Source organism: Streptomyces sp. NRRL B-24572 (genome assembly GCF_002156145.1).
Classification (GTDB): Bacteria; Actinomycetota; Actinomycetes; order Streptomycetales; family Streptomycetaceae; genus Streptomyces; species Streptomyces vietnamensis.
In genome coordinates this window covers 1-1,690 of record NZ_MWIG01000689.1, presented here as the reverse complement: position 1 = coordinate 1,690, position 1,690 = coordinate 1, and the positions used below count along the sequence as shown (strand labels likewise).

Here is a 1,690-nt window from a genome sequence, read left to right as displayed (position 1 = left end):
GCGGACGTGGCTCAGTTGGTAGAGCATCACCTTGCCAAGGTGAGGGTCGCGAGTTCGAATCTCGTCGTCCGCTCGATGTGGGGGATCTTCCCGAACCCCCGTTATCACTCCTGGTGGAGTGGCCGAGAGGCGAGGCAACGGCCTGCAAAGCCGTCTACACGGGTTCAAATCCCGTCTCCACCTCCAAGGACGATTAGCTCAGCGGGAGAGCGCTTCCCTGACACGGAAGAGGTCACTGGTTCAATCCCAGTATCGTCCACTGGATCTTCGGATCCCGGATCTCCGGATCCCCCGCGCGATTAGCTCAGCGGGAGAGCGCTTCCCTGACACGGAAGAGGTCACTGGTTCAATCCCAGTATCGCGCACCACAGTTCACGCACCCCTCGGGTGCGCCCGCGCGATTAGCTCAGCGGGAGAGCGCTTCCCTGACACGGAAGAGGTCACTGGTTCAATCCCAGTATCGCGCACGCAGTACAGGCACCCCTCGGGTGTACCCGCGCGATTAGCTCAGCGGGAGAGCGCTTCCCTGACACGGAAGAGGTCACTGGTTCAATCCCAGTATCGCGCACCACCAGGAAGCCCCCGGTCGCAGCTCGCGACCGGGGGCTTCTCCGTATCCCCGTCAGGAGGAGAAGAGCAGCCGCCCGAAACCGCCCTTGTGGTGGTGACCGCCGTGGTGACCACCGTGGTGGCCGCCGTGGTGCGGGGCACCCCAGGCGGGCGCGGCGGGCTGCGCCGGGTAGGCCGGCGGGACGGGCGGTGCCTGCTGGACCCACTGGGACTCCAGGCGGGTCAGGGCCTCCAGCTCTCCGTAGTCCAGGAATATGCCCCGGCAACCGCTGCACTGCTCGATCTGGACACCGTTGCGGTTGTACGTGTGCATGGCCGCATGGCACTTGGGACACTGCATGCTCGGCTCAACTCCCTGACATTACCGTTCGAATGGTGGCTTCACCCTATGTGGACGCCGGAAGTGCCTACCCGGTTCGACGTCCGGCGATGCGGGCGCAGGTGTCGATCATCACTTCCTCCACCTCGTCGAGCGGCCGGCGCCCGGCCGTGGACTTGGCGAGGGCCAGGGCGGCGGTCTGGACCGTCAGGGCCCGGGCGGGCACGTCGAGCCGGTCCCACGGGTCGGCGCCCACGGCGGGGCCGCCCGCCTCCTGGTACGCGCCGAGGAAGCGGGACCAGACCTCGGGCGGCAGGAGGCCGGCGGCGAACCAGGCGGCGGGCCGGGCCAGATCCCAGGCGGGGTCGCCGAGGCCCAGGTCGTCGATGTCGATGAGCCGCCAGGGGGCGTCGGCCCCCGAGCGGGTGTCGCGGACCAGCTGGCCCAGGTGGAAGTCGCCGTGGCAGAGGAGCCGGTACGCCGCGGGGGCTTCCGGGACCGTCCGCCAGGCCTCCAGGACGGTGGCCGTCGCCGGGTGGTCCGGAGCCGTGCGACGCATCCGGTCCACCGCGAGGGCCGCCTTCGCCGGAGCCCGCATGTCCGGGAGGCGGTCGGCCCAGCCGGGCGGGGGCGGGGTCCCGTGCAGCAGCGCGAGGAGCCGCGCCGCCTCCTCCCACGGTGCGGCGTCGGGGTCCTCCGGGGCGACGGGCGGACCGTACGGCCAGACGGTGACCGGGCGGTCGTCGAGCGCGTCGGGGCCGGACCGCGGCAGCGGGAGGGGCGGCAGGAAGACGCCGCCGA

The 1,690-nt window shown here is 70.4% G+C and carries 2 protein-coding genes and 6 tRNA genes; 6 read left to right on the top strand and 2 right to left on the bottom strand.

What is annotated here, in order from left to right:
- From CCN56_RS33655 to CCN56_RS33630, 6 genes are all read left to right on the top strand, one after another.
- Window positions 1-73, top strand: a tRNA-Gly gene (locus CCN56_RS33655).
- A 39-nt stretch (window positions 74-112) separates the two neighbouring features.
- Window positions 113-186, top strand: a tRNA-Cys gene (locus CCN56_RS33650).
- A gap of 1 nt (window position 187) precedes the next feature.
- Window positions 188-259, top strand: a tRNA-Val gene (locus tag CCN56_RS33645).
- A gap of 34 nt (window positions 260-293) precedes the next feature.
- Window positions 294-368, top strand: a tRNA-Val gene (locus tag CCN56_RS33640).
- 27 nt (window positions 369-395) lie between these two features.
- A tRNA-Val gene (locus CCN56_RS33635) sits at window positions 396-467 on the top strand.
- 29 nt (window positions 468-496) lie between these two features.
- Window positions 497-571: transfer RNA gene (locus tag CCN56_RS33630), tRNA-Val, on the top strand.
- Window positions 572-622: 51 nt separating this feature from the next.
- Here the strand turns inward: CCN56_RS33630 and CCN56_RS33625 are convergent.
- Window positions 623-910: a zf-TFIIB domain-containing protein gene (locus CCN56_RS33625; RefSeq protein ID WP_086831625.1), complete on the bottom strand. Its 288-nt coding sequence runs from the start codon at window positions 908-910 to the stop codon at window positions 623-625.
- Between the two features lie 67 nt (window positions 911-977).
- Window positions 978-1,690, bottom strand: a 713-nt coding sequence (locus tag CCN56_RS33620) for a phosphotransferase family protein (RefSeq protein WP_107484263.1), incomplete at its 5' end; no start/stop codon positions are given.

Bases quoted from the DNA above. Each gene is read 5' to 3' on its own strand.
- CCN56_RS33625 (WP_086831625.1), bottom strand. From the start codon at position 910: ATGCAGTGTCCCAAGTGCCATGCGGCCATGCACACGTACAACCGCAAC.